The organism is Rhizobium sp. LjRoot98 (assembly GCF_964252935.1).
In the GTDB taxonomy this organism is placed as follows: Bacteria; Pseudomonadota; Alphaproteobacteria; order Rhizobiales; family Rhizobiaceae; genus Pararhizobium.
In genome coordinates, this window is sequence record NZ_CAXUPW020000005.1 from 237,716 (window position 1) to 257,691 (window position 19,976).

Consider the following 19,976-nt stretch of genomic DNA (forward strand, 5'->3'; position numbering starts at 1 on the left):
TCTGTCTTCACTGTTTCGTCTGGTCTGGCAGCAAGGCCCAGAACGCGAAGAGCGGCTTGTCACCCGATCGCATAGCGTGGCGAATGCCCGGTGGATTGTAAAAGGAACCGCCGATACCAGGCGAAAACCAGCCGGAATCGCCATGTAGAAACTCACCATCGGACAAGACGAGATAGGTCTCTTCCGGCGCGTGATCGTGATCCGGATAGCGCACGTTCGGCGCCATCAGGCTTGCACCGAACCATACATCCCGACGGTCTTCGAACCCGCCTGGGCCGATGATCATCGTGTTCGCGTGGCTCATCAGGAAGTTTTCGCTCGCGGTATCGTCGTAGGTAGGGCGCCACTTCCATTCGAGAGAGGGCTCCAATGCCTTGAACCGCTCGATAAATACATCGAGCGCCGTCCCACCGGTCTCCACCGCAAAAGCCTCCTCCAGATATCTCCGGCATACAGGAAGGCGCTTACCGATATCTGGTCGCGAGGGCTGGGGCGCTTCCAGAGTGGCAAAAATGTGCATGATAGATTCGCGAGCGCGAAGATCCTGCGCGCACTGGTCATAAGCCACAAAGGCAGCGTCAAGGAAGCCCTGCAATGCATCGCTTCGCACCATCGTCAGATATCCTTAGCGAGGCGCAGCGCGTCATAGATCGCGGCATGTGTGTTGCGAGCTGCGACCGCATCGCCGATGCGGAAGAGCTGGTAGCTGCCGCCAGGGTTGCGCTCAGTGGTCTGGGGCGAGCCGGACAGAAGCTCGTCATAGGAGATTTCACCGCCGTTTTTTGAGCCGGGCTTGAGCTCGAAATAAAGATCATCCAGCGGAATGGTGCCGTGGTTGACGACGATTTGATCGACGGTGCGCTGCTTGGAAACTCCGCCATAGTCGCTGCCGACATGGGCGATGATCTGATTGCCGCTCTTTTCTGCCGCATCCAGGCGGTAGGTGACGGTGAACGTCGTGTCGAGTTTCTGCAGCGAGCGCATATAGGGCACCAAATTCATCGCCATGACCTCCGGGGCGAAAGCGCGGTCCGGCGTCATGATCTCAACCTTGCCGCCCGCCTTGGCGATGAACTCGGCCGCCTGCAGCCCTGCATGATCGCCGGCATCATCATAGACAAGCACATTTGTGCCGGGCTTCACGTCGCCCGAGATGATGTCCCATGAAGACACGACCAGCTCATTGCCACTGCTAAGGACATCCGTGTGCGGCAGGCCGCCCGTTGCGATGATCACGACATCGGGGTTTTCCGCGGTAATCGTATTGGCGTCCGCCCAGGTGTTGAAGTGAAAGGTCACGTCGAGCTTTTCGCACTGGCTCATGCGCCAGTCGATGATGCCGATCATTTCGCGGCGGCGCTCACTCTGCGCCGTCAGGCGGATCTGGCCGCCGGGATTGTTCGCGGCCTCGAAGACCACGACCTCGTGCCCGCGCTCGGCGGAGACACGCGCCGCCTCCAGACCCGCCGGGCCTGCGCCGACGATCAAGACCTTCTTGCGCACATCCGCCTTGGGGATGTTATGCGGCATGGTCTCCTCACGGCCGGTAGCCGCATTGTGGATGCAAAACGCAAGACCGCCCTGGTAGATACGATCGAGACAGTAGTTCGCGCCGACACAGGGGCGAATGTCGTCCTCGCGCTTTTCAATAATCTTGCGCAGGATATGTGGATCGGTCATGTGGGCGCGGGTCATGCCGATCATGTCGACCTTGCCGGCGGCGATCGCATGGCGTGCGGTGGCGACATCTTGGATCTTCGCCGCATGGAAGGTCGGGAACTTGGTTGCGGCCCGAACATCGCCGGCAAAATCCAGATGCGGCGCGCTCGCCATGCCTTGGATCGGGATGACATCCGTCAGGCCCGGGTCCGTGTCGATATGGCCGCGAATGACGTTGAGATAGTCGATCAGGCCGCTTTCCTTGAGACGGCGGGAGATTTCCAGACCTTCGGCCTTTCCGGTCCCGCCGGGAAGACATTCATCGGCCGTATAGCGTACGCCGAGGATAAAGTCGTCGCCGACACGCTCGCGCATTGCCTTGAACACGTCGAAACAGAAACGCATGCGATTGTCGAGCGAGCCGCCATAGGGGCCATCAAGCTCGTTGGTAAGCGGCGAGGTGAACTGGTCGATCAGATGGCCATAGGCCTCCAGTTCGACACCGTCCATTCCGCCCGCCTTCATGCGTTCGGCCGCATCCGCAAAATCCTTGATGATGCGCTCGATGTCCCAATCTTCCACCTTCTTGGGAAACGCTCGGTGCGCTGCCTCGCGATGATGCGACGGTGCGATGACGGGCAGCCAATCGCCCTTGTCCCAGCGCGTACGGCGGCCGAGATGAGTGAGCTGGATCATGATCGCCGCGCCCTCTTCATGCACGGCGTCGGTCATCTCCCGGATCCACGGAACGATCTCATCCTTGTAGGCGAGCAGGTTGTTGAAGACCGGCGGACTGTCCCTCGAGACGGCGGCCGAACCCGCCGTCATGGTCAACGCCACCCCGCCCCTTGCGCGCTCCACGGTATAGGCACGGTAGCGGCCCTTCGGCATGCCATCCTCCGGATAGGCCGGTTCGTGCGAGGTGACGATGATACGGTTGCGGAGGGTCAGATGCTTGAGCCGGTAGGGCTGAAGCAGAGGATCGTTCGACATGCGCCGGGCTCCGGTTTAAGGAAAATCAGGGAAACGGTACGCGGGAATGTACATATGTGTCAATGATCAAAACACTTGAGATCAAAAGATAGACAGTAATGTACATTTTACTTGCGGCCGCAGGCGGGATTTGTTAGGAGGCATTCATGGAACAGACGACAAGCGACAGCGGCTGGCGCGGCTCCCAGGAAGGATGGCTGCAAGCCGCATACGACTCTCTGCTCGAGTCCGGCGTGGATTCGGTGAAGATCATGCCGCTCGCTAAACGGCTCAATCTTTCCCGGACCAGCTTTTACTGGTTCTTCAAGGATCGAGAGGAATTGCTCGATGCACTGATCTCGCGGTGGAGGGAGAAGAACACCGGCAACCTGGTCAAGCAATCCGAGGCCTATGCGGAATCGCTCGCCGAAGCGATGCTGAACGTCTTCGACTGCTGGCTGAACAAGGAGCTGTTTGACTCGCAATTCGAGTTTGCCGTGCGCAGCTGGGCCCTGCAATCGCCGGACACACTGGCGGAGGTGCAAATGGCTGACCAGACGCGCATGGAGGCGATCAGCCGCATGTTCATGCGGTTCGGGTATGAAGTGGCCCAGGCCGACGTTCGCGCGAGAACAACCTATCTGGTCCAGATCGGATACATCTCTATGCAGGCGCAGGAAAACCTCGCACTGCGCATGAAACGCATACCGGAATACATCGCCATTTATACCGGACAGGTTCCGCATCAGCGCGAACTCGACCGCTTCTTCGCAAGGCATCAATACAAACCGGAGTGAGTCGAAGGTGGAAACAGACAAGGTTTTGAGGATCGGCGTGATCGGCGGCGGCGGATGGCTTGGCTCCGCTATTGCCGAAGCGGTCCTCGCCTCCGGCATCGCAAAACCTCAGGATCTCGCCCTTTCCTACCGCAGCACGCGTCCGGATCGTTTCCCCGACGCATTCTGGACCTCGGACAACCAGGCCCTCGCCGACCGCTCGAACGTCATTATTCTCTCCGTCCGCCCGGCCGATTGGATCGACCTCAGGGTCGAAGCCGAGGGCAGGCTCGTCATCTCCGTCATGGCCGGCATACGCCTTACAGCGCTTGGCGAACGGCATCGGACTCTCCGCGCCGTACGCACATTGCCGAATGCGGCTGCGCAGGTCCGCAAGTCCTATACGCCGTGGATTGCCACAAAGGATGTCAGCGATACCGACCGCGCTGTTGTCCGGGCAATTTTCGACGCCTGCGGTGTGCAGGACGAGGTAAGGACCGAGGCGGAGATCGATTATCTGACCGGCCTTACCGGGTCGGGCCCGGCTTTTCCGGCCTTACTTGCCGAGGCCATGATGGCAGATGCCGTCGCCCACGGCCTCGACCGTCAGGTCGCTCAACGGGCTGTCAACACGGTGCTTATCGGCACCGGTCGCCTGCTGGAACAGCGCGACGACTGTCCCACCGAAACGGTCCAGACCTTCCGCGACTATCGCGGCACGACGGCCGCCGCGATGGAGGAAATGCTTTCGGCGGGCTTCGGCAGCGCCGTGACACGCGGGCTTGCCGCCGCCTTCAAGAAATCGGTCCGCATGGGGGAACCTTCCTAGCGCCGTCAAGAGCGGGTGTCGCGGCGCCCCGCTCCCAAAAACCAAGCCGCATGCAGAGGGAACGATAATGAAGAAACTGCTTGCATCGACCTGCCTCTTCCTGGGAACCGTCGCCGGCTCTGCGATGGCCCAAGCCGCCGAGTGCGGCGACATCACCATCGCCAGCATGAACTGGCAGAGTGCCGAGGTGATTTCTAACCTCGACAAGATCATCCTCAACGAAGGCTATGGCTGCAACGCCGAGATCACCATCGGCGACACGGTCCCGACCATTACCTCGATGGCCGAAAAGGGCGAGCCGGATATCGCACCGGAAGCCTGGATCGACCTGCTGCCTGACGTGGTCAAGAAGGGTACCGACGAAGGCCGTATCATCAAGGTCGGTTCGCCGCTGCCCGATGGCGGCGTGCAGGGTTGGTGGATCCCCAAATACTTCGCCGACGCGCACCCGGACATCAAAACGATCCCCGATCTCCTGAAGCATCCGGACCTGATCAAGGACCCGGAAGATCCGAGCAAGGGCGCAATCTTTAACGGCCCGCAGGGCTGGGGTGGCACGGTCGTTACCGCGCAACTCTACAAGGCGTTCGAGGCGGAGAAGGCGGGTTGGAGCCTGATCGATACGGGCTCGGCCGCCGGTCTCGACGGCTCGATTGCCAAGGCCTATGAGCGCAAGGAAGGCTGGGTCGGATATTACTGGGCGCCAACCGCCCTCCTCGGCAAATACGAAATGGTGCAGCTCGAAGCTGGCGTTCCCTACGACCAGGCGGAATGGAAGCGTTGCGTGACCATCGCGGACTGCACGGATCCCAAGCCGAGCGCTTGGCCGGTCGATACGATCGTAACGCTGGTCGCCAAGCCCTTCTCCGAAAAGGCTGGCCCCGAGGTCATGGACTATCTGGCTAAACGCTCCTGGAGCAACCAGACTCTCGGCCAGCTAATGGCGTGGATGACCGACAACCAGGCTAGCGGCGAGGATGGCGCCAAGCACTTTCTAGAGGAGAACAAGGACATCTGGACAAAGTGGGTATCGCCGGAAGCGGCCGCTAAGATCGAGGCTGCGCTCTAAACCTTGTTCGATGGCCGCGACTGGCGGCCTTCGCAGAACCGGTGCGATGTGTGCTCGCACATATCGCACCTCACCTGGCGACATACCAAGAACAAGAGGACGTGGCCCGACCTCTTTCCGGATGGGGAACCGAATGGACTGGTTTTATAAATTTCCGCATATGGACGACAACGCGCTCCGTGACCTGAAAAAGGCCATCGATGACGGCTTTCGCGGCTTTACCCGAAGCTATGGCGAGCTGATCGAGGGCCTGTTTACGCCTCTGCAGCACTTCCTGATCGCCTCGGAGCGTTTCATGCTCAAGACCCCTTGGCCAATTATCACGCTGCTTATCCTCGCTATCGCCTATGCCGCGACGCGCAGCCTGCGCATCGCCGCCGGCTGTCTCGTCACCCTCATGATCATCGGTTACCTTGACATGTGGGAGGACACGATGCGGACGATCTCGATGATCTTCGTCTGCACGGTGCTGTCGATCGCCATCGGCATACCCATCGGCATCCTCATGGCACGCTCCGACCGATTGCAGCGTATCGTCAACCCAGTACTTGACGTGATGCAGACCATGCCGAGCTTCGTCTATCTCATTCCGGTCGTCATGCTGCTCGGCATTGGTAAGGTGCCGGGCCTCATTGCTGTCGTCATCTATGCCATCCCGCCGATGATCCGCCTCACGGACCTAGGCATCCGCCTTGTCGACAAGGATGTGCTGGAAGCCGCCGACGCCTTCGGCGCTGACCACAAGCAGAAGCTCTTCAAGGTCCAGCTTCCCCTAGCGCTGCCCACGATTATGGCCGGCATCAACCAGACGATCATGATGGCGCTCGCCATGGTCGTTATCGCCTCGATGATCGGCGTGCAGGGTCTCGGCCAGCCGGTGCTGAAGGCCATCGCCAACCAGTACTTCACGCTCGGAATGTTCAACGGTCTCGCCATCGTCGGTATTGCCATCATGTTTGACCGCGTCAGCCAGGCCTATGGGAAGCGCCTCCAGAAACACCGGGAGATCGTCCATGGCTGATCAGGTCTTCGGCGGCATCCAAGTCCGCCATCTCTACAAAATCTTCGGACCCAATGCGGCCAGCCACGTTGAGGCCGTCAAGAACGGCCTCACCAAGGCCGAGCTCAACGCCCAATACGGCCATGTACTCGGCCTACGCGATATCAACATCGAAATGCCCTCCGGTTCGATCCAGGTCATCATGGGCCTTTCCGGCTCCGGCAAATCGACGCTGATCCGCCACATTAACCGGCTGATCGACCCGACGGCCGGGGAGGTTCTTGTCGACGGCATCGACGTCGTGAAAATGCCGGAGGCCGAACTGCGCGAATTCCGCCGCCATCAGACGGCGATGGTGTTCCAGAAGTTCGCACTTCTGCCGCACCGCACGGTGCTCGACAATACGATCTTCGGCCTCGAAATCCAGGGCGTACCGCGCCAGAAGAGCCTCGACACAGCCATGCGTTGGCTGGAACGTGTCGGGCTCAAAGGGTTCGAGGAAAAGTATCCCAACCAGCTCTCCGGAGGCATGCAGCAGCGCGTTGGCCTTGCGCGTGCCCTCGCCAATGATGCGCCTGTCCTCCTGATGGATGAGGCTTATTCGGCGCTCGACCCATTGATCCGCGTGGACATGCAATCGGTACTTTTGGATCTCCAGAAGGAGATCAAGAAGACCGTCGTCTTCATCACCCACGATCTTGACGAGGCGCTACGGCTCGGCGATCAGATTGCCATCCTGCGCGACGGCGAGGTCATTCAGCAGGGCACCAGCCAAGAAATCGTGCTGCGCCCCGCTGATGACTATGTCGCCAACTTCGTCAAGGAAGTGAACCGCGGACGGGTCGTTCATGTAAAAGCGGTCATGAGCCCGCTTCGTGCAACAGCGACAACGGCCGGAGCAGCTATTGCCGCCGACGTTACGATCGAAGACGCCGTGCGTACTCTTGCCACGGCACCCGAGGGCGACATCACCGTCATCGATGCAGCTGGCAATCCGCTTGGTACCGTGACCTTCCGTCAATTGGCGAGCGCAATGGTCAATGCACACGACAGCGGCCACCGGGTTGATCTTAGCAGAGCCGAAGATAGTGCCGGCCCTGCCACCTCGGCATCCCAATAGTCATTTCTAGGTTCGGAATTCAGCGATGTCGAAAAAATTCCCCCGCCTTTTCTCACCGCTGAGGCTACGTTCCCGGATGCTGAAAAACAGGATCGTCTTCGGTGCGCACACTGCCAACATGGCCGTCGAAGGCCTCCCGACCGAACGCCATGCCGCCTATTATGAGGAGCGCGCGATCGGTGGCGCGGCTATGATCGTCGTCGAGCCCATGCCGGTGCACGCCGCCGCCGTGCTCACCCGGGGTAATTTCCGTCACTCAGACGATGCTGTCATTCCTCATTTCCGAAGGGTGGTCGAGGCCATCAAGCGGCACGGTACCATCGCGATCCAGCAACTCTACCATGTCGGCGCGCATGGCGATTCCGACAATTCCTTCCACCCCCACTGGTCGCCCTCTGGCGGGCCGAGCTATCACGACAGCGACGGCTCGCACCCGATGAGCAAGGCCGAAATCCACGAGACGATTGACGGTTTCGTGGCGGCTGCGCGTCGATGTCACGACGCCGGTTTCGACGGAGTCGAGGTCTGGGCTGCCTATCTCGGCTTGGTCGACCAGTTCTGGACGCCTTGGTGCAACCGGCGCGAGGATGAATGGGGCGGCTCGCTGGAAAACCGGACGCGCATGTCACGCGAAATCCTGTCGCGCATCCGTGACGTCTGCGGCCCCGACTTCATCATCGGTCTTGCCGTCTCCGACGAGCCGGATGTGAAGGTTGCCCTTCAGAGCGACGAACTCGCCGAGATCGTTAAGCTGCATGACGATCTCGGCCTGATTGACTACGTCACCTGCGGCTCGGGTGGCTATCTCGATTTCTATAAGCTGATGCCGACCTTCCTCTACCCGGAAAAGCTCGGCGCGGACCTAGCTTTTGTACTGAAGGGCGTCGTCAAGAAGGCTGTAGTCATCGCCGAAAGCCATATTCGCACCCCTGACAATGCCGAAACGGTGCTTGGCGAAGGCGCGGCGGATCTCGTCTCCATCGTGCGTGGCCAGATCGCCGACCCGCATCTCGCCATTAAGGCCGGCGAGGACCGGCCGGACGATATCCGAGGCTGCATTTCCTGCAACCAGATGTGCTGGGGGCGCCGCTCCCGCGATTACTGGATTAGCTGCCTGATCAACCCTTCCGTCGGCCGCGAGGTCGAATGGGGCGGCGACCGTTTCCGTAAGACCGACGAGCCGAAACGCGTGCTGGTGATCGGTGGGGGCCCGGCCGGGCTAGAGGCCGCCCGTGTCGCCGCCGAGCGCGGTCATCGGGTGACGCTTACGGAAGCCGCCACGCGCCTCGGCGGCAATTTTCTTCTGGCCGGCATGCAGCCACGACGGGCGCAGATTCTCGATCTCATCGCCTGGTATGAACGCCAGCTCGAAAAGCTGGGCATCGAGGTTCGCCTCAACAGCTATATGGACGCCGAGGAGATCGATCCTTCCGAGTTCGACATCGTGATTGCCGCGACCGGCTCTTATCCGCCCGAGACCGGTTTTCAGAAGGCGTTGCCGGCGGTGGAAACCATGCCCGGGATCGAGAAAGGCAATGTCTTCACGGTGGAAGCCGTTATGGCGCGGCAGGCCCGGCCGGGCAGACACGTGCTGCTACTCGACGAAGGTGGTGGCTGGCGCGGTGGTGGCACGGCCTGGAAACTTTCCGAGGAAGGCCATCAGGTGACGATCCTCACGCCAGACCCCTTCGTCGGCAAGGAACTACAGCGAGCCGCAGCAGACGTGCCGATGCGCCAGACGCTGCGAAAGCTCGGCGTCGACTGGATCGTAGAAGCCAGCATCACCGAATGGCACGGCAACGGCGCGACCATCATCGACCACAGTACCGGTAGGCATCGCTTCATAGAGGCAGACACGCTCGTCACCGCGACCACGAACGTTGCGATGGACTGGCTGATGCCGGGGCTTCGGGAACGAGGCATAGCGACACACCAAATCGGCGATTGCGCCGCGCCACGGCAGGCGCCGTATGCGTTTTTCGAGGGCCGCAAGGCCGGATTGGCGATTTGACATGGCAGACGAAATCGAAATTGAGCAGAAGGAAATTGAAGAACTGGCGTTAAAGGCTTGCCGCGGCGCCGGGGCCGACGAAGCGAGCGCGCAGGCTCTCGTAGATGCGACGCTGTCGGCAGCGCGCTTCGGCCCAGCGACACTCGGCTTTCCGCATATGGTGGATTACCTGAACAGCTTTCGCGAAGGCCGCATCAACTGTGCACCCGTACCGACACTCACCCGGCCGTATCCCGCCATGCTCGTCTCCGACGCCGACGGCGGCGTCGCCCAACTGGGCTTCGACCTTGCCTTTAGCGATATCGTCGACGCGGCGCGAAGCTTCGGCATCGCGATGTTTACCCAGACCAACAGCTACACGGCCGGCGAACTCGGTTACTTTGTGCGTCGTCTCGCAAAGGTAGGGCTTGTCGGATTGGCGGCAACCAACGCCAACGCCATGGTCGTGTCGAAACCCGGTGGCCCTTCCGTCTTCAGTACCAATCCCATGGCCTTCGGTTTTCCACTAGGCGAGACATCACTGCCCTTGATCATCGACCAGGCCTCCAGCGCGACGGCCTTCGTCAATATCGTTGCCGCTGCGGCCGAAGGACGCCCAATTCCCAAGGGCTGGGCCTTGGACACGAACGGCGCCGACACGGAGGATCCGGAAAAAGCTCTTGGCGGGGCCTTGCTTCCCTTCGGCGGGCGTAAGGGCGCAAACGTCGCCCTGCTTGTGGAAATGCTATCGGCAGGCCTTTCCGGCGGGCCATGGTCAATCGATACGGCGGATTTTCGCTCTGGCAGTACGCGTCCGGCGGTCGGGCTGACCGTGCTGGCCATGATGCCAGGCCCTCCCGAACATGGGCGCGTCGCCCGTGCCCACGCGCAGACCCGTCGGCTCGCGGGGCTCGATGTCTATATTCCTGGCATCAGCAAGTCTGAATTTCCGCCATCTCACACGAAGAAGTTGATGATCCCGGCCGCGATCTATGAGGCCATTCACGCATTTGCAGCTGGCCGTTCCGATCCCAAATAGGGTGATGAGACGCGAAGCCATCTTACCTATGTGGTCTTGACCAGCCAGTCGACGAATACGCGAGACTGAGCGGTCGCCCTCGCATGGATTTTCAAATGGAAGGGCACTGGCGAGGAGACGGATTCGGGCACTAAGGGAACAAGCCGTCGAGCGTCCAGCACGCTTTTCACCAGCCTGTCCCAGCCGAGCACCGCTCCAACATCGTCCTGGGCCGCCTGGAGGGCGATCATATAGTTGTTCACGTAGAAACTCCGCCCCTTCGGCGCCGCGCATCCCAGCGACCGTAGCCAGTCGGTCCAGGTCGTCCAGCCGTTTTCCTCATTGCTCATATGGATAAGCGGAACCTTGAGCAGGTCCTCGACGCTCGCGATGCGGTATTGCTCGGCGAAGGCCGTCGTTCCCAGCGCGACAATGCGATCCTGAAAGAGGATGCGGTGCTCAAGGCCGCTTTCATCCGGATCGCCGTAATGAATACTGAGGTCGCAGGGCCCGCTGACGCCCGGAATATCGCTGATAATCTGGGAGACAGTCACAGCCGGATAGATTTTCCAGAAGGCGGAGATCTTTGGTGTAAGCCAGAGGGAACTCACCGCTGTCGTCGTGCGGATCGTCACGTCGACTGTGTCGCGGCGCTCGCGCATTTGCGCGACGGTCTCCGATATTGCCTCGAAGCCGCGCCGGATCGAGAGAAACAGGAACGCTCCCTTTTCCGTAAGTTCAACGCCGCGGCTGCGGCGGATGAACAGGCTGCAGCCGAGGTCCATCTCGAGCGCTTTGATTTGGTGGCTGATGGCCGCCGGCGTCACATTCATTTCCTGCGCAGCGTCCTTGAAACTCGCCTTGCGCGCGGCGGCTTCGAAACAGGCAAGAGCCGTCAGGGAGGGAAGATCATATGGTCTTTGCATGGCGTCACCCGATCGTTTCGACATTAGATCATCTAATCTCACATCAAAAAAAATGCCGTTGTCAATTGGCCTTGGCGCAAAGACAATTCCTGTCAGTTAAACCCTCGGAATGTGGACATTCGCCATGACAGCCTCCTCGCCATTCATCCACGATCTTTTGGCTCGCCGCCTTCCGGGCCACGCGCTCGAACAGGCCTTTTACACCTCACCAACTGTCTATGATCTCGACCTGGAGCACCTCTTTTACCGAGAATGGCTCTATGCCGCGCCAGCATGTCAGCTCGCGAAAGCTGGAAGCTATGTAACCATGCGGGTCGGAGCCTATGAGGTGATCATCGTGCGCGGCCGCGACGGCGAAATCCGCGCCTTCCACAATTCCTGCCGGCATCGCGGTTCGCTCATCTGCAAGTCCAAGCAGGGACAGGTGGCCAAACTCGTCTGTCCCTATCACCAGTGGACCTATGAACTCGACGGCAAGCTGATCTGGGCGAATGACATGGGAGCCGATTTTGATGCTTCGAGACACGGCCTTAGACCGGTGAACCTGCACAATCTCGAAGGGCTGATCTATATCTGCCTATCGCAGACGCCGCCCGATTTCGACGCCTTCGCTGAGCTCGCGCGCCCCTACCTCGCCATTCATGACCTTACTGATGCCAAGGTCGCCTACACCTCGACGATCGTAGAGAAGGCGAACTGGAAGCTGGTCTGGGAAAACAATCGGGAATGCTATCATTGTAGCAGCAACCATCCCGCTCTCTGTCGCTCGTTCCCGCTGGACCCCGATGTCGCCGGGGTTTCGCCGGATGGTTCTGTTTCGGCCGTGCTGCAGGCGCATTTCGATCGCTGCGAAGCCTCCGGCGCGACATCAGGTTTTCGCATTTCCGACGACGGGCAGTATCGTTTTGCCCGCATGCCGCTCCAGGAAAAGGCGCTAAGCTATACGATGGACGGCAAGGCCGCCGTTGGCCGGAATCTCGGTCGCGTTCGTTTGCCGGATGCAGGCACGCTTCTGAAATTCCACTACCCGAGCACCTGGAACCATTTCCTGCCGGATCATTCGCTGACTTTCCGGGTGACGCCGATCAGCCCGATGGAGACGGAAGTCACTACGACGTGGCTTGTTCACAAGGACGCCGTCGAGGGTGTCGACTACGACCGCAACCGCCTCACCGAGGTCTGGATCGCGACCAACGACGAGGACCGGGAAATCGTCGAGACGAACCAGCGGGGCATTCTCTCACCCGCCTATGTTCCTGGCCCCTATTCGCCAAACCAGGAAAGCGGCGTCATCCAGTTCGTCGATTGGTATGCCACGTGGCTCGAACGTTCGTTGGCGCCGATGCGGCAAGCCGCGGAGTAAACGCCATGAGCGTCTTCAAGAACCTCGCCTTCTGGACCGACGCGGAAATGATCGAATGCGTGACGCGCACGCCAGAAGCACCCGACGTTGTGACCTTCAGCTTCCAGAGCCCTTCCGGCGCACTGTTCAACCATGATCCGGGGCAGTTCGTCACGCTGGAACTGCCCGTACCCGGCGGGCCGCTCTACAGGACTTATACTATATCGTCCTCGCCGTCGCGGCCAACGGCCCTGACGATCACCGTCAAGGCCCAGCGCGCCTCCCTCGGCACACGCTGGATGCTTGACAATCTGCACAAGGGCATGAAGGTCCGGGCGATCGGCCCAGCCGGCAAATTTTCGATCGCCCATCACCCGGCTGACAAGTACCTCTTCATCTCGGCCGGATCAGGCATTACACCGATGGTGGCGATGACGACGTGGATGTACGATTCCGGGCGCGAACCGGATATCGTTTTCATCAATTGTGCGCGCCGCCCATCGGAGATCATCTTGCGTGAGCGGATGGAACTGATGGCGTCGCGCATCGTCGGCATCGACCTGAAATGGGTCGTGGAAGAGGCGGATCCTTTCCGCCCCTGGACAGGGTATCGGGGCATCTTCAACCAGATCATGCTTGGCCTTATGGCGCAGGATTATCTTGACCGAGAGGTCTTCTGTTGCGGGCCCGAGCCTTTCATGCGCGCCGTTCGAGAAGCCTTGGCCGCCCTCGGCTACGACATGAACCGCTACCATCAGGAGAGTTTTTCGGCCGAACCTGCAAATGCCGAAGACGTCCCCGCTGATGTGGTTCCCGATGCGCAGAACCGGGCCGAAATCGAGTTTGCATTCTCGGGCATCACCGCGAAATGTAGCGAAACGGACACCATCCTCGCGGCGGCGAAATCCGCTGGACTGTTCATTCCTTCGGGGTGCTCCATGGGAATTTGCGGCACCTGCAAGATCCGCAAGACGGACGGACAGGTCCATATGGTTCACAATGGCGGCATCACAGATGAGGACATCGAGGACAGCTACATCCTCGCCTGTTGCTCCAAGCCTATCGGCCGTGTGAGTGTGGAGGCCTGAGGAGAGAGTTTCATCAAGTTCGCTCACTGTCTCTTCGTCAGAGAACCTTTAGAACAAGCTTAGATGAAGCGATGATAAGGCTACTCGCTGACATCGATGTTCCTGCGGACAGAACGGTACAGGTCCCTACCGTCAAAGGATTGGGCCCGTGTCACCGGGTTTGATCGAGGGCATACAGTCTGTCCGTTGAGATGGGCCTTCCTTGCCGCTACCCCATGACGACCAGCTATACGAGATCATTCTCGAGCAGACGGGCGGCTCGCCGACGGGTCGCCCGACGGGGCGGGCCCTGCTAAAGGCTGGGCCAGACTCCGCGTTAGGGAAAGGCGCCTTTGGTGCAACTGGACAAACGTTCACACTTTCTCGAACAGACAGGAACTCTCGGCCCCCTATTAACTTTGCCACCAACGAGCACGCACCACATCAGGTAGCACCGGCGTTCGCCTGACCAGCGATCGGGCAAAAGCGTCGCCAAGGCGTGACCTTTCCAAGCAGTGGGTTCGTCGCCAGCGGTGCCGGGCCAAACAGGCAAAATACCGCGAACTGGTCGCGGCAGAACAATACCAGTTTACCTATTAAAAAAAATTTTGCATAAGGAAGCTCTCTCTTAAGCGAGTGCTTCGATTGAGCGATCTAGCGGTTCTAACCCTTCTCACAAAAGCTCTGGCCAGCGAAAGTGGCGAGCCGCTTTACCGCAGGCTTGAAGATGCGATCAAGGCGGCGATCGGGACAGCACATATCAAGCGGGGCGCCGTCATCCCCAGTGAACGCGCCTTGTGTGCGGCTCTCGACATTTCTCGGGTGACAGTACGCAAGGCCATAGACAATCTGGTTTCCGACGGTTTTCTCGATCGTCGCCAAGGTGCCAAAACTGTCGTTTCATCGCGTCTCGAAAAATCGCTTGCTACCATGACCAGCTTTTCGGAGGATATGCGCTCCCGTGGTCTGGAGCCCGGTTGCGTATGGATTTCGCGTGATATTTCGCGGCCTTCGCCCGCCGAAATGATGGCTCTGGGGATTTCAGGCAGCGAAAAGGTCGTGCGGCTCAAGCGTTTGCGCACAGCCGACAATACCCCCATCGCGATCGAAATCGCGACCTTACCGGCACGTTTCGTGCCCAACCCGCAGGCCATCCAGGCCTCTCTCTATGAATATCTGGAAGCCAACGGCGCGCTTCCCGTGCGCGCGCTCCAGCGGATGCAGGCAAAGCCCGCCAGCGAGGAGGAGCGCCATCTTCTCGGCACCCCTGAAGCTGCCAGTCTGCTAATCATGGAGCGGCGCTGCTTTCTTGCTGACGGCCAGATCGTTGAGTTCACGCAAACGAAATATCGCGGCGACGTGTACGATTTCGTCATTGAGCTTATGCGGTAATACCAGTTAGAGTCCTGTTGCAATCTGGTCTTGTCCTGCTACCGTGATCACACAACAGGAGAGCCGGACGTGCTGCTTGATATGCAAGCCTTAAAAAATGGACTAATCGTATCGTGTCAGCCGGTAAAAGGTGGCGCGATGGACACTGCCGCGATGGTCGTCGGCTTCGGCTTGGCGGCATTGGATGGCGGTGCGGCGGGGCTCCGCATCGAGTCGGCTAACTATGTCCGCGCCGTCCGTGCGGCAACCGACAAGCCGATTATCGGATTGGTCAAGCGCGACCTCGATGACACGCAGGTGCGCATTACGCCATGGATCGAGGATGTCGATGCATTGGTAGCAGCCGGTGCAGATATCATCGCCTATGACGCAACCCAGCGCATCCGTCCGGTCGACACCAAGACGCTGATCGACCGTATCCACGCACATGGCCGCATCGCGATGGCCGATTGTTCTATTCTGGCGGATGCCGAACGGGCACTGGCCGAGGGCGCCGAGATCGTCGGCACCACACTAGCCGGATATACCGGACCGGTCGAACCCACGGAGCCCGATTTCGCGCTGATCGCGGCGTCTTCGAAGCTTACGCCTCATGTCATCGCTGAAGGTAACGTCCGCACACCCGAGCAAGCTTCGAAAGCCCTTGCAAGTGGCGCCTTCACGGTGGTGGTTGGCTCCGCGATCACGCGCCCGGAACACGTCACCTCCTGGTTCCGCGCCGCGCTCGATGACACCCTCGCTTCGGTCGGAGCATGACCCGCATGATCGACCAGGATACTGTTCTCGCACTCGACATAGGCGGCACCAAGATGCTTGCCGCACTGGTGCGCGGACGCGTTGTCCTGGATAACCACAAGGTCCCGACACCCCGCGGCGGCAATCCCAAACAGTGGCTTGAAGCGCTGTTTGCAGCCATCACTTCGTGGCAAGGCAGTTACGCGATAGCGGGCGCGGCCGTCACCGGCATTGTCGATCAAGGCTTCTGGTCGGCGCTCAACCGCAACACGCTTGACCTCCCGGATCGCTTTCCTCTTGCAGAAACGGTCGCACGCCTTTCTGGAGTGCCGGTTCTCGCCGCTAACGATGCGCAGGCAGCAGCCTGGGGCGAATTCCGTTTCGGCGCTGGCCAGAACGAAGACATGGTGTTTCTTACCATCTCAACCGGCATCGGCGGTGGCATCGTCGTCAACGGCAAACCGATGTTGGGCCTTGCCGGCCATTTCGGGCAGTTCCGCGTCGCCGAGGATGTAGCCGGGACGCTGGAAGATCAGGTTTCAGGTCATTGGATAGCCGGCCAGGCCCAGGATCATCACGCAGGCGCGACCGCGCGGGATGTTTTCGAAGCTGCAGCCGCTGGCAAGACGTGGGCCATGAACATAATCGGCGCATCGGCACGCCAGACCGCCCAGCTTTGCCGCAATATCCATTTTGCACTCGATCCGCCGCGCATTGTCATCGGCGGCGGTATCGGGCTAGCGCCCACCTATCTCGACACCGTCCGGCAGGCACTCGAAGGCCTGCCGCCGCGGCTCACACCAAAAATCCACGCCGCCGCTCTTGGGGAAAGTGCCGGCGTCGTGGGGATCGCCGATCTTGCAAAAATCACCAGAAAAATCAAATAGAGGAGAACTAAAATGACATTGACGACGATCAGGAAAGGCAGCCTTCTGGCAGTTGCCATCGCCAGCCTTCTGGCAAGCTCCGCATTCGCCAAAGTGACCGTGCTCGGTTGGCCGGGCGGACCTGAAGAGACAGCGCTGCGGGCCGTGACCGACGTCTATAATGGGAGACCAGATGTCACTGAAAACGACAAGGTCGAGCTTTTGTTCTTCAACCGCGATGGTTTCTGGGACAAGCTCCAGTCCGACCTCGCTGCCGGTTCCAAGGCTTTCGACGTCAATCTGCTTGCAACCTATTCCATCGGCCGATACGCGCCGTTCATGGAGCCGGTCGAACTTTCGGACGAGGCGGCCTCGGTCTACGGCGAATCCGTGCTCAAGACCATGCAATACGAAGGCAAGCAGTTTGGTGTTCCGACCGACCTTTCGATGCACTTCATGTACTATCGCAAGGACCTGGTCGAGGCCCTCATGAAGGACGACGCCGCAAAGGCGAAGTATGCCGAAATTTCTGAAAAGCACCTTGGCAAGAAGCTCGAGCCGAAGAGCCCGGACGAATGGACATGGGATGACTACGCCGCAACCGCGCTGTATTTCACCCAGGCCATCAATCCTGACAGCCCGACGCGATACGGCACCGTTCTGCAGCTGAAGAACCTTCTGTTCAACATGATGGTGTTCCAGTCGTTGCCGCGTGCCTACGGCGGCAATTGGATGGATGCGAGCGGCAAGATCACGGTCAATTCCGATGCCTATCGCAAGGGGCTGGAGACCTACAAGCTGCTCTACGATGCCGGGGCGACGCCTAGCGATTCACTATCGTACGAGTTTGCCGAAGCGAATGCCGCCTATACGTCGGGCCAGGTTGCCGCGATGATGCAGTGGAATGCTGCCGCATCCGACCTGACCAACAAGGAAAAGTCGCCGACGGTCGCCGACGTCACGGAAACGGTTGCTCCGCCCGCTGGCCCCGAAGGTCGCTTCACCCACATTCATGGCCTTGGTTTCGGTCTCAACAAGAACGCCGAAAACAAGGCCGGTGGCCAGGCCTTCATCAAATGGCTTTCGTCGAAAGAAGCTGCTTTGACCTACGCCCGGAACAACGGCGCGCCAGCGCTGACGCCAGAAGTCGTCACCGAAGTCGCGAAAGAACGCCCCGATCTCGTCAAGCTCGGCGAGTTCGCGTCTAAATACGGCTACGTCATGAACGGCGGCACCGCTGCAAAGGCGCTGTCTGTCTACGAACTTCAGGCCAAGGAATTCACCGGTTATTGGTCCGGCCAACAGTCGCTGGACGATGCACTTGCCAATACCGAAAAGGGCATGACTGAGCTGCTCAAGTAGCGGCTTTGCTGGCGGCGGCTTGATCGCCGCCAGCATCTACCGCAAGAACCGGCGCAGCGACGACGGGCCGACAAGCAATCTCCTAACCGAACGGACATGCCGGATGAACGCCTACCCAGTTGCTACAGGAAGGACAGCGGTTCGATGAACACGCAGCGCGCCCATTCTTCGGAGTTTCGGCTGCTGGCCATGCCGCTCGTCCTGTTTCTGCTGGTCTTCCTCGGCTTTCCGGCAATCGTCAACCTGATCTATTCCGTCTCCGACGTATCGTTCGAGACGCTGCGCCAGCCCAAGATCACCGGTGTGTCGAATTTTGCTGCGGTCTGGAACGACAGAGCCTTCTGGCAGGCCAGCTGGTTTTCATTGCGCTTCGGAGCGCTGACCGCGCTGCTCGAATGCACGCTCGGGCTGATCCTTGCCATATTTCTGTCGCCGCTGATCGAACGACGCAGCTGGCTGATGGCGATCCTGATGCTGCCTCTGATGGTGGCGCCGGCGTTGGTCGGCCTGATGTATCGTCTCGTGCTGCACGAATTCGCGGGCCCGGTGCCTTATTATCTCTGGGCCTGGTTCGGCACCAGTGTTTCCTTCCTCGGCCCCACCTCCGCATTCTGGACGCTGATCGTCGTGGAAACCTTGCAGTGGACACCGTTTGCCCTGCTGTTGTTCTATATGGCCTATCGGGCGATCCCTACAGAGATCGTCGAGGCATCCGCGATGGATGGAGCCCGGCGGTGGCATCTGTTGTGGTACATCGAATTGCCATTGATGGCTCCGACGATTGTCGTTGCCCTTCTCATCCGTTTTATCGATGGCTTCCGTGTTTTCGATAACGTCTACGTTCTGACAGGCAGTGGCCCCGGCGGCTCCACAGCCTCGCTATCGATCTATATCTACGAGGCCTTCTTCAAGCAGGGCGCCATCGGCAAGGCAGTAGCTGCGTCCGTGATCCTGTTCGCCGTCTCCTTCGCCGTCCTCTACGGCCTCAATTTCATTGCCAGCCGTCGAAAGGGAGCACTCACATGATCAATGCTCTTCGCTGGCTCGTCTTCGCCCTTGCCGCCTTTGCGATGAATTTTCCGATTCTGGTGACGCTTGTCACCTCCTTAAAGAGCACGCGCGAACTGTCAACCAATCCCGGACTATGGGTGCAGGCGCCGACACTCGACAATTATCTCGCGGTGTTCCAAGTGTCCGATAGGTTGAACATCTTCCTCTACTTGTTCAACAGCATGACGGTTGCCTTCATCGGCACCACGTTAGCGGTTGTTCTTGCCCTGCCGGCGGCATATGCAATTGCCCGGGGCCGGCTCGGCGAACGTACGCTTTTGCCCTTTATCGTCAATTTGCGCGCCGTGCCGCTGATCATCTTTGCCATCCCACTCTATATGATGTTCCAGTGGTTGGCGCTTCTGGACACCCGCCTTGGCCTCGGTCTGATCCTGTCCATCGTCAACCTGCCACTGGCCCTCGTCATCCTGGTCAACGCCATCCGCGACCTTCCTAAGGAACTCGACGAAGCGGCCCTGATGGATGGCGCCAGCCGTACGCAGATTCTTCTCCGTGTCATTGCGCCTGTCTGCCGCCCGGCCATTGTCACCAGCCTGATCTTCGGCTTCATCACCGCATGGAACGAATTCCTGTTTGGCTTGATGTTGACCACCTCGAAGGCAGTGCCGATCACCGTTGGCGCTTCATTCTTCTTCGCTGCCAGTGGAGGCGGCGTGCAATGGGGCGTCGCCTCAGCCGTTATGATCGTCGGCGCATTGCCGCCGGTGCTGCTCGGTCTCATCATGTATCGCCAGATCAGCGGGTCGATGACGGCCGGCGCAGTCAAGGGCTGATCTTATTTC

The 19,976-nt window shown here is 59.8% G+C and carries 16 protein-coding genes and 1 pseudogene; 14 read left to right on the top strand and 3 right to left on the bottom strand.

Annotated elements, in window-relative coordinates; genetic code table 11:
- Positions 1-7: 7 nt before the first annotated feature.
- Positions 8-613 carry a dimethylsulfonioproprionate lyase family protein gene (locus tag ACSQ3J_RS18065; RefSeq protein ID WP_436039732.1) on the bottom strand — a complete coding sequence of 202 codons (606 nt, stop codon included), beginning with the start codon at positions 611-613 and terminating at the stop codon, positions 8-10.
- A 2-nt stretch (positions 614-615) separates the two neighbouring features.
- Entirely contained in the window at positions 616-2,652 is a 2,037-nt protein-coding gene (locus ACSQ3J_RS18070) for an FAD-dependent oxidoreductase (RefSeq protein WP_436039734.1), read from the bottom strand.
- A 146-nt stretch (positions 2,653-2,798) separates the two neighbouring features.
- Here ACSQ3J_RS18070 and ACSQ3J_RS18075 point away from each other — a divergent pair, with 146 nt between their 5' ends.
- The 7 genes from ACSQ3J_RS18075 (at position 2,799) to ACSQ3J_RS18105 (ending at position 10,454) form a co-directional block, all read left to right on the top strand.
- Positions 2,799-3,428, top strand: coding sequence for a TetR/AcrR family transcriptional regulator (locus ACSQ3J_RS18075; protein ID WP_060504152.1), 630 nt, complete (start codon positions 2,799-2,801; stop codon positions 3,426-3,428).
- Positions 3,429-3,435: 7 nt separating this feature from the next.
- Complete coding sequence (locus ACSQ3J_RS18080) at positions 3,436-4,236, top strand: pyrroline-5-carboxylate reductase family protein (protein WP_244482087.1); 801 nt, start codon at positions 3,436-3,438, stop codon at positions 4,234-4,236.
- Positions 4,237-4,303: 67 nt separating this feature from the next.
- A complete protein-coding gene (locus ACSQ3J_RS18085; protein WP_060504151.1) occupies positions 4,304-5,305 on the top strand; it encodes an ABC transporter substrate-binding protein in 1,002 nt (333 codons plus the stop codon).
- A 133-nt stretch (positions 5,306-5,438) separates the two neighbouring features.
- On the top strand, positions 5,439-6,326 hold the full coding sequence (locus ACSQ3J_RS18090; RefSeq protein ID WP_060504150.1) for an ABC transporter permease: 888 nt from the start codon (positions 5,439-5,441) through the stop codon (positions 6,324-6,326).
- The gene (locus ACSQ3J_RS18095; RefSeq protein WP_060504149.1) at positions 6,319-7,425 is read left to right on the top strand and encodes a quaternary amine ABC transporter ATP-binding protein; all 1,107 of its coding nucleotides are present in this window, start codon (positions 6,319-6,321) and stop codon (positions 7,423-7,425) included. The genes ACSQ3J_RS18090 and ACSQ3J_RS18095 overlap by 8 nt, the downstream gene beginning before the upstream one ends.
- Before the next feature lie 25 nt (positions 7,426-7,450).
- The gene (locus tag ACSQ3J_RS18100) at positions 7,451-9,436 is read left to right on the top strand and encodes an FAD-dependent oxidoreductase (protein ID WP_060504148.1); all 1,986 of its coding nucleotides are present in this window, start codon (positions 7,451-7,453) and stop codon (positions 9,434-9,436) included.
- A gap of 1 nt (position 9,437) precedes the next feature.
- Complete coding sequence (locus tag ACSQ3J_RS18105) at positions 9,438-10,454, top strand: Ldh family oxidoreductase (RefSeq protein ID WP_436039738.1); 1,017 nt, start codon at positions 9,438-9,440, stop codon at positions 10,452-10,454.
- Positions 10,455-10,480: 26 nt separating this feature from the next.
- Here ACSQ3J_RS18105 and ACSQ3J_RS18110 read toward each other — a convergent pair whose 3' ends face one another.
- Positions 10,481-11,359, bottom strand: a complete 879-nt coding sequence (locus tag ACSQ3J_RS18110) for a LysR family transcriptional regulator (protein ID WP_060504170.1) — start codon at positions 11,357-11,359, stop codon at positions 10,481-10,483.
- Between the two features lie 124 nt (positions 11,360-11,483).
- Here ACSQ3J_RS18110 and ACSQ3J_RS18115 point away from each other — a divergent pair, with 124 nt between their 5' ends.
- The 7 genes and pseudogenes from ACSQ3J_RS18115 (at position 11,484) to ACSQ3J_RS18145 (ending at position 19,967) form a co-directional block, all read left to right on the top strand.
- A complete protein-coding gene (locus ACSQ3J_RS18115) occupies positions 11,484-12,722 on the top strand; it encodes an aromatic ring-hydroxylating oxygenase subunit alpha (protein ID WP_436039740.1) in 1,239 nt (412 codons plus the stop codon).
- Between the two features lie 5 nt (positions 12,723-12,727).
- Positions 12,728-13,789 (top strand): hybrid-cluster NAD(P)-dependent oxidoreductase, encoded by a 1,062-nt coding sequence (locus tag ACSQ3J_RS18120; RefSeq protein WP_060504146.1) that lies wholly within the window; start codon positions 12,728-12,730, stop codon positions 13,787-13,789.
- Between the two features lie 615 nt (positions 13,790-14,404).
- On the top strand, positions 14,405-15,160 hold the full coding sequence (locus ACSQ3J_RS18125; protein ID WP_436039743.1) for a GntR family transcriptional regulator: 756 nt from the start codon (positions 14,405-14,407) through the stop codon (positions 15,158-15,160).
- A gap of 81 nt (positions 15,161-15,241) precedes the next feature.
- Positions 15,242-16,782: pseudogene (locus tag ACSQ3J_RS18130) on the top strand (putative N-acetylmannosamine-6-phosphate 2-epimerase).
- A gap of 12 nt (positions 16,783-16,794) precedes the next feature.
- The gene (locus tag ACSQ3J_RS18135) at positions 16,795-18,123 is read left to right on the top strand and encodes an ABC transporter substrate-binding protein (RefSeq protein ID WP_436039745.1); all 1,329 of its coding nucleotides are present in this window, start codon (positions 16,795-16,797) and stop codon (positions 18,121-18,123) included.
- Positions 18,124-18,267: 144 nt separating this feature from the next.
- Positions 18,268-19,149 carry a carbohydrate ABC transporter permease gene (locus ACSQ3J_RS18140; protein WP_060504142.1) on the top strand — a complete coding sequence of 294 codons (882 nt, stop codon included), beginning with the start codon at positions 18,268-18,270 and terminating at the stop codon, positions 19,147-19,149.
- Entirely contained in the window at positions 19,146-19,967 is an 822-nt protein-coding gene (locus ACSQ3J_RS18145; RefSeq protein ID WP_060504141.1) for a carbohydrate ABC transporter permease, read from the top strand. The genes ACSQ3J_RS18140 and ACSQ3J_RS18145 overlap by 4 nt, the downstream gene beginning before the upstream one ends.
- Positions 19,968-19,976 lie beyond the last annotated feature (9 nt).

Bases quoted from the DNA above. Each gene is read 5' to 3' on its own strand.
- ACSQ3J_RS18065 (WP_436039732.1), bottom strand. From the start codon at position 613: ATGGTGCGAAGCGATGCATTGCAGGGCTTCCTTGACGCTGCCTTTGTG.
- ACSQ3J_RS18070 (WP_436039734.1), bottom strand. From the start codon at position 2,652: ATGTCGAACGATCCTCTGCTTCAGCCCTACCGGCTCAAGCATCTGACC.
- ACSQ3J_RS18075 (WP_060504152.1), top strand. From the start codon at position 2,799: ATGGAACAGACGACAAGCGACAGCGGCTGGCGCGGCTCCCAGGAAGGA.
- ACSQ3J_RS18085 (WP_060504151.1), top strand. From the start codon at position 4,304: ATGAAGAAACTGCTTGCATCGACCTGCCTCTTCCTGGGAACCGTCGCC.
- ACSQ3J_RS18090 (WP_060504150.1), top strand. From the start codon at position 5,439: ATGGACTGGTTTTATAAATTTCCGCATATGGACGACAACGCGCTCCGT.
- ACSQ3J_RS18095 (WP_060504149.1), top strand. From the start codon at position 6,319: ATGGCTGATCAGGTCTTCGGCGGCATCCAAGTCCGCCATCTCTACAAA.
- ACSQ3J_RS18100 (WP_060504148.1), top strand. From the start codon at position 7,451: ATGTCGAAAAAATTCCCCCGCCTTTTCTCACCGCTGAGGCTACGTTCC.
- ACSQ3J_RS18105 (WP_436039738.1), top strand. From the start codon at position 9,438: ATGGCAGACGAAATCGAAATTGAGCAGAAGGAAATTGAAGAACTGGCG.
- ACSQ3J_RS18110 (WP_060504170.1), bottom strand. From the start codon at position 11,359: ATGCAAAGACCATATGATCTTCCCTCCCTGACGGCTCTTGCCTGTTTC.
- ACSQ3J_RS18115 (WP_436039740.1), top strand. From the start codon at position 11,484: ATGACAGCCTCCTCGCCATTCATCCACGATCTTTTGGCTCGCCGCCTT.
- ACSQ3J_RS18120 (WP_060504146.1), top strand. From the start codon at position 12,728: ATGAGCGTCTTCAAGAACCTCGCCTTCTGGACCGACGCGGAAATGATC.
- ACSQ3J_RS18135 (WP_436039745.1), top strand. From the start codon at position 16,795: ATGACATTGACGACGATCAGGAAAGGCAGCCTTCTGGCAGTTGCCATC.
- ACSQ3J_RS18140 (WP_060504142.1), top strand. From the start codon at position 18,268: ATGAACACGCAGCGCGCCCATTCTTCGGAGTTTCGGCTGCTGGCCATG.
- ACSQ3J_RS18145 (WP_060504141.1), top strand. From the start codon at position 19,146: ATGATCAATGCTCTTCGCTGGCTCGTCTTCGCCCTTGCCGCCTTTGCG.